This window comes from Nonomuraea maheshkhaliensis, assembly GCF_039529435.1.
GTDB classification, from domain to species: Bacteria; Actinomycetota; Actinomycetes; order Streptosporangiales; family Streptosporangiaceae; genus Nonomuraea; species Nonomuraea maheshkhaliensis.
In genome coordinates this window covers 1-6777 of sequence record NZ_BAAAMU010000238.1, presented here as the reverse complement: position 1 = coordinate 6777, position 6777 = coordinate 1, and the positions used below count along the sequence as shown (strand labels likewise).

Below are 6777 nucleotides of genomic sequence, written 5' to 3'. Positions count from 1 at the left end.
ACTACAACGAGGAGACCGGCTACGAGAGCTGGGGCCGCTTCTTCAAACAACTGGCCATGAAGGTGACCGAACGCGACCTGGTCGCAGGCTCGCCCGACATGGTCACCAGCTACGACTACCTCGGCGCCCCGCGCTGGACCAACCCGGTGAACTTCGCCCAGCCCGACCTCTCACCCGGCGGCAGCGACTGGCGCGGCTACAGCACCGTCCGCACCACCCGAGGCTCCGGCTCGGACCCGAACGGCTACACCGTCACCTCCGACACCTTCTACCGCGGCATCGACGGCGCCACCATCACCACCTTCGAAGGCACCACCGCCACCGACTCCCGCGCCCTGCAAGGCCAACTCCTCCAAGAGCAGACCTGGAAACTGACCGCTACCGAGCCGCGCGCCTACACCGAAGCCGAATCCACCCGGTATGAGTACCAGGTCGTCTCCACCGGCACCGGCCCCGGCGTCCTGGACCCCGCCTTCGTGCACCGCACCCGCGAACGCACCCGCGAACAGGTCACCGGCGGCGGATGGCGCTGGAGCGAGCAGCGCACCGCCTACAACAGCGACGGCCAGCCCACCACGGTCAACGACTACGGCGACACCGCCATTACCACCGACAACACCTGCACCGCCACCACCTACGCCCGCAACCCGGCAAGCGGCATCACCAGCCTGCCCTCCACCGTGGAAAAGCGTTCCGGCGACAGCTGCACCACCGGCACCGTGCTCGGTAAGACCATCACCCTGTACGACGGCGGCACCGACCCCGCCACCAACACCCCCAGCGACGGCAACGTCACCGAGACCCGCTCCTACGCCAGCGCCACCACCACCTCCACCACGAAGAACACCTTCGACGACTACGGTCGCTTGCTGACCGCGACCGACGCCATGGGCAAGGTCACCACTACTACCTACACCCCGGCCGTCGGCTGGCCCAACCAGGGTGCCAAGGTCACCAATCCTCTGGGCCATGCCGTCACCACGTTCTCCTCCTACCGCAACGGCCTGCCCACCAAGCTGGTTGATGCCAACGGCAAGGCCACGGAGATCGACTATGACGCCCTCGGCCGAGCCGTAGCTCTTTGGGAGCCCGGCCAGCCACGCAGTGCCGGCACGCCGACGGCCACCGTGGCCTACGACATCCCCTTCGACGGCAATCTTGGCCAGCCCACCGCCCCGGCCAAGACCACGCTGCGTCGCCTGCTGCGCGGCACCACCTACCTCACGTCGTACAGCTATGACGATGGGCTTGGCCGTACCAGGGAAGAGCAGACCGCCTCTCCCACCGCTGGCAGGGTCGTCACCGTCACTACCTACGACTCCCGCGGGCTGACTGCCGCCACTTCCCAGCCCGCCTACAACGGCAACGCACCCGGCAGCGGCCTGCTCAACCCCGTACTCAGCTCCCTGCCGTCATGGACCAAGACCGTCTACGACAGCATGGAACGCCCGACCGCGGTCATCGACTACCGCCAGGCTGCCGAATTCCGCCGCACCACCACCGCGTACCCGGGCCTTGACCGCATCGAAGTCACCCCGCCGGTCGGCGGCAAGACGGCCACCGTTTCCGACGTCTTCGACCGCACGATCAAGACCGAGGAATGGAAGGAGGCCGCTACTCACCACGACACCTCCTACACCTACAACGCCGCAGGCAATCTGACGAAGATCACCGATGCCAGTGGTAACGTCCGGACCTTCACCTTCGACTGGCTGGGCCGCCGCACCGGGGCCACCGACCCCGACGCGGGGAGCTCCGGTTATGGGTACGACGCGGCCGGCAGGCCGCTGTGGTCGGTGGACGGCAACGGTACCAAGGTGTCCACCGTCTATGACGAACTCGGGCGCAGGAGCAGCCAGTGGGCCGGCGAGCCGCAGACCGGTAACAAGCTGGCCGAATGGACTTACGACAGTCCGGTCAAGGGCTACCTGAGCACGGCCACCCGGTACGTCGGCGGCAGCGCCTACAGCGATGCGATCACTGCCTACGATGACGCCTACCGGGCCACCGCCACCAAGGTCACCATCCCCGCGACCGAAGGAGCCCTGGCCGGCGAGTACGCCTTCACCGCAGCGTACGACCATGCCGACAACCTGATCGAACAAGGTCTGCCAGGAAAGAGCGACCTGGCCGCTGAGACGCTCACCCTGACCTACAGCGAACTCGGCCTCGCGCAGAGCCTGACCTCGAACTACGGCGGCGGCACCACGTACATCAAGAACACCACCTATTCCTCCACCGCGCGGCTCAACGAACGTAACTATGGCGCCAATGCCCAGGTCAAACGCACCTTCACCTGGGACGAGGGGACGGGCTGGCTCAACCGTCTGACCACCACTACCGGCACTCAGCTCGCCCAGGACGACGAGCTCACCTACAACGCCAACGGCGACATCACCCGCATCCTCGATGCCGCCTCCGCTGCCGACGCTGCCCCTGGCCAGTCCGAATGTTTCACCTACGACGGATTGAACCGTCTCAGCACCGCCTACACCACTACCAGTTCCACCTGTACGGCAGGCTCCGACGGTCAGGGCATCGACCCTTACAGTCAGTCCTTCGCCTACGACGCGGTCGGCAATCTCACCAGTCTCACCGATAACGGCACCGCTGCCACCTACACGTACCCGGCCGCCGGGGCGTCCGCCGTCCGCCCGAACGCAGTCACCTCCATCACCAGGCCAGGCCGTACCGACACCTACGGCTACGACAACGCCGGGCAGATGGTCGCCCGCACCGTCGAGAACAAGCAGGCCACCTTCACCTGGAATGCCCTCGGGGAAATGGACAAGGCCGTCGTTGACGGCCAGGAAACCTCCATGGTCTATGACACCGAGGGTGAACGGCTTATCCGCCGCGATCCTGGCGGCACCACCACCCTCTACCTCGGCTCCATGGAGATCCAGGCCACCGCGGCCGGAGTGAAGGCCACCCGCTACTACACCGGCCCAGATGGTGCCGTCGTGGCCATGCGCACCAGCGCCGGCTTGAAGTGGATGGCCTCCGGCCTGCACGGCTCGACTCAACTGGCCATCGACGACGCCACCGGCAAGGTGACCCGCGAACGCTACCTCCCGTACGGCCAGCGCCGCGGCAACGACGACCTGCCTTTCACCGACCGCGGCTTCCTCGGCAAGACCGAGGACTCCTCCACTGGTCTGAGCTACCTCTCCGCTCGCTACTACGACCCGTCCATCGGAAGGTTCGTCTCCACCGACCCGCTTCTGGACTTGTCAAAGCCACAATGGACGAACCCGTACTCCTATGCGGGAAACAATCCCCTCGGGGCTTCCGATCCCACAGGGCTGAAAGTCATCGACGATGCCCGGCCTGCCGACCCCTGCGCCAAGCCGAAGAGCGCGGCATGCAAGATGGCGCGAAAGCAGCAGGCGGAAGCGGATGCCAAGGCGGCCCAATCGGAGGTGGATCGTCAGCTCAAGCTCCTGCTCAACGCGGTGATGTCACTGGCGAAGATCGCCGCCGACGAACTCGGCATCACCGCGGGTATCAAGTGCTTCACCAGTGGCGACCTGAGCGCGTGCGGAGAAACCGCGCTGAACATCCTCGGCTCACTCGCCGGTGGTCTCGCGGGCAAGTTGGCCGCGAAATATGCCTTGCCCTGGAAGTGGAAGAAGGCCTACGAACTCGGAAAGGCCATCTGGAAACACGCCGGCGACGCCATCAGCGCCTTCAAGAACTGGCTCGCCGCCAAGGACAAGCTCAAGATCGCAGGACGAGCGCGAGAAAACGCCCGTAAGGCTCTCGCAGCGGTATGTGGACGGAACAGCTTCGCCCCAGGGACCGCGGTCGTCATGGCGGACGGAACCGAGAAACCCATCGAACAGATCGATGTCGGGGACAAGGTCCTGGCCGCTGACCCGGCCACTGGGAAGGTCGAGGCCAAGCCGGTCGTGGACATGATCACGGGTGAGGGCGCCAAGAACCTCGTCCAGGTGACCGTGGACATCGACGGTGACAAGGGAAACGCGGAAGGCGTCATCGTTGCCACCGACGAGCATCCCTTCTGGGTCGAGACCCTGCGAGACTGGGTCGCGGCGACCAGGCTCGAGCAGGGCTCGCTGTTGCGAACGGCCAACGGCGCGAGCGTCAAGGTAGTTGGCCTGGCGAAGTGGACGACGAGTCATCAGCGTGTGTACAACCTGACGATCGCTGGCACCCATACCTACCATGTGGCTGCGAGCGGCGTCGGCGTCCTCGTCCACAACATCGACATCGATCCGGGATGCTACGGATTCACCGAGGACGACGCGAAGTCTCTGGGTAACTGGTACAACACCACGTTCTCCGACAAGGACGGAGCGCTCTACGGCTCGGTTCGGTACCACTTGGACAAGCACGGGAAGGGCCGGACTCTCGCAGATTACACGCGGGAAGCCAAGTCCCTGTGGGCGCGTACTCCCAAGAAAGAACGTGAAAAAGTGCAGCTCGACAACGGCGAGGAAGGGTGGAGGATAAAGGTCGGGAAGACGTTCGGTATCTACACGAAGAGCGGAAAGATCGTTACTTATGCCGATTGACCAGGAGCGGATCAACCGGGCTCGACCAGAGTTCGAATCCTTCGTCAAACGCCCGTTCCCGGAGTTGCCCCAAGGCGCAGAGTTCAGCGACCTGGTGACAGAGTTGCTGATTCTCGATCCCCGTGTCGGGGCGATGGCGACCGCTGCGGTCAAACGCCAGATAGAGGTCACCGATCTGCGGAACGTGGATGACACGATGGATCGGCTGGCACGGATCAAGGCCGAACTGGCGCGAACTCCGGCACGTGCTTCGGAAGACGTTCCTGCTGTAGCGGGACTGGTCACCTATATTGACGACCTTCTCGAAGTCGGGCGGCTACTGAGACAGGCGATAGTTCCATGATAGTTCCATAAGGGTCGGAAACCCGAGTGAAGGCGTCCATGTGTGTGGAGCCGAGGACGCGTTCACTCGGGTTTCACTCTTTTGCGTAATCGCTTTGATCGAATTCATCCCAGGCCGACTCCGCTTTGTCGGTGCTCTTCATAGCGGCCCGTACAGCGCGATCACGAAGAGCGAAGAGACAACGGGCACGCTCGTCCATGATGCCCGGCTCAGCTCAATGACAGTCGGAGGGCGCTGGTCAGACGAAGCTCGACATCCGGGTTCGGGTTCCCATGGTTGTCAGGGTTCGCCGTTTCCGGGGTCCACGGCGTATGTTCCTGGCTCCAGCAGATGGGGGAGCAGATCATGGCCGTACTTCTGGCTGGAGTGGTCGGGGAGCGCCACCCGCGCCACCTTCACGGTCATCAGGGCGCCGCATGCTGTACAGGCGAAAACGACCAAGCAGTCTCCTTCGTCGTGTCGATGCGATTACGATGGCGCAAATCCCGCCTCGCGCGGAAGCGCGGGTTGTACGCGGGCGGGCGCGTTAGGGGACGGGGAGACCGCGCGAGCTTTCGTGGATGGGCAGTGTGTCGAGGGTGGGGAACTGCCGGGGATGGTGGCGGTAGTGCGGCGATGAACGGGCACCTCCGGTGGGGGTTTGCGCACGTATTTGGCACGGTCCCTGGTGGCGGTCGTCCAATATTTGGTGCGGCCGTACACCGGTTGAATTCGTAGAGTCGGTCATGGTTTGGCCGGGGTGTCGAGGGTGAGGCCGGTCTGGGTCAGGCAGCCGGTGAGCAGGTGGGGCCGGTACTGGATTTTTTTCAGCTTGCGTTTGACGAGCCGGACGAGTCCGGTGAGGTCGGCGACGACGAAGTTGGCCAGGGATCGCCGGAGCAGGGACCAGACGCCCTCGACAGGGTTGAGCTCGGGGGCGTAGGTGGGTAATTGGACGATGCGCAGCCAGTCGGCGTTCGCGGCGGCGAAGTCGGCGAGTTGGCGGGCCAGGTGCACGTTGAGGTTGTCCCAGCACCACACCAGTGGTGCGCCCAGGTGCTGGTGGGTGACCACGATCAGGTCCCGGTAGTCGATCCAGGAGAACGTCTTGGGCTCGCCCTTGCGCCGCCGGTAGACGTGCAGGCGGTAGAACAGGTGAGGCCGTTCGCCGTCTCGGTAGGCCACGACGCCGGCCATGTTGACCCGACCCGAGCCTTTGCCGCGCACCGTGACCACCGGCCGGGCGCCCACCGGCGCCCAGGTACGTCCTTTCGGCGGCCTCAGCCCCTGGCCTGCCTCGTCTTCGAAGCAGATGTAGGCGCCCAGGTCCGCCGCGGTGCTTTTACCACCGGCCACACCTCGTCTTTCCAGACCGCGATGGCCTCCTCGTCCCGCTCCAGAGCGCGCCGGGCCGGCACCTGCACCGACCAGCCGTGGCGATGCAGCAGCTTGCCCACACCCTCGATGGTGTAGCCGATGTGGAACAGCCGCCCGATCAGCGTCTTGACCCGGCCCAGCGTCCAGCACTGATCTTCGGCGTATCCCCAGGCCAGCGGCCCCCGCCGTAACTCTGCGTCCAGCCGCGCCCACTGAGCTGCCGACAGCTTCTCCTTCGACACCGGCCCTTTGGACCGCAGCGCCTGAGCGCCGCCCTCAAGCCAGGCCTTGCGCCAGCGGGTCACCGACCGCTCGTGCACCCGTAACCGCGTGGCGACCGTCCTGGTCGACTCTCCGGCCTCGAACCACTCGGCCGCCTGCAGCCGTACACGCTCGCGCCGCTCCTGCTCCGCGGGCGTGTATCCACCCCTTTGACCGTACCGCAGGCTCCGGTCGTACATCACTCGAAGCGATCCGTCACGAGGCTAAGAAGTCCTAACGCAATGAGGTAAGTCGTCGCCAGCAGATGAGTGCGCAGGC

5 protein-coding genes are annotated in these 6777 nt (G+C 65.0%); 2 read left to right on the top strand and 3 right to left on the bottom strand.

The genetic code is table 11. The features are described 5' to 3' along the window. The first annotated feature begins 56 nt into the window (after positions 1-56). Together ABFX54_RS55450 and ABFX54_RS55445 are read left to right on the top strand one after the other, a co-directional pair. Positions 57-4538 (top strand): polymorphic toxin-type HINT domain-containing protein, encoded by a 4482-nt coding sequence (locus ABFX54_RS55450; protein ID WP_346115403.1) that lies wholly within the window; start codon positions 57-59, stop codon positions 4536-4538. After that, positions 4528-4881 (top strand): hypothetical protein, encoded by a 354-nt coding sequence (locus ABFX54_RS55445; RefSeq protein WP_346115402.1) that lies wholly within the window; start codon positions 4528-4530, stop codon positions 4879-4881. The genes ABFX54_RS55450 and ABFX54_RS55445 overlap by 11 nt, the downstream gene beginning before the upstream one ends. Positions 4882-5160: 279 nt before the next feature. Here the strand turns inward: ABFX54_RS55445 and ABFX54_RS55440 are convergent, their stop codons facing one another. From ABFX54_RS55440 to ABFX54_RS55430, 3 genes are all read right to left on the bottom strand, one after another. Then, positions 5161-5322, bottom strand: coding sequence for a hypothetical protein (locus ABFX54_RS55440; protein WP_346115401.1), 162 nt, complete (start codon positions 5320-5322; stop codon positions 5161-5163). A gap of 282 nt (positions 5323-5604) precedes the next feature. Continuing rightward, entirely contained in the window at positions 5605-6216 is a 612-nt protein-coding gene (locus ABFX54_RS55435) for a transposase (protein ID WP_346115400.1), read from the bottom strand. Continuing rightward, on the bottom strand, positions 6141-6698 hold the full coding sequence (locus tag ABFX54_RS55430; RefSeq protein ID WP_346115399.1) for a winged helix-turn-helix domain-containing protein: 558 nt from the start codon (positions 6696-6698) through the stop codon (positions 6141-6143). The genes ABFX54_RS55435 and ABFX54_RS55430 overlap by 76 nt, the downstream gene beginning before the upstream one ends. Between the last annotated feature and the right edge of the window lie 79 nt (positions 6699-6777).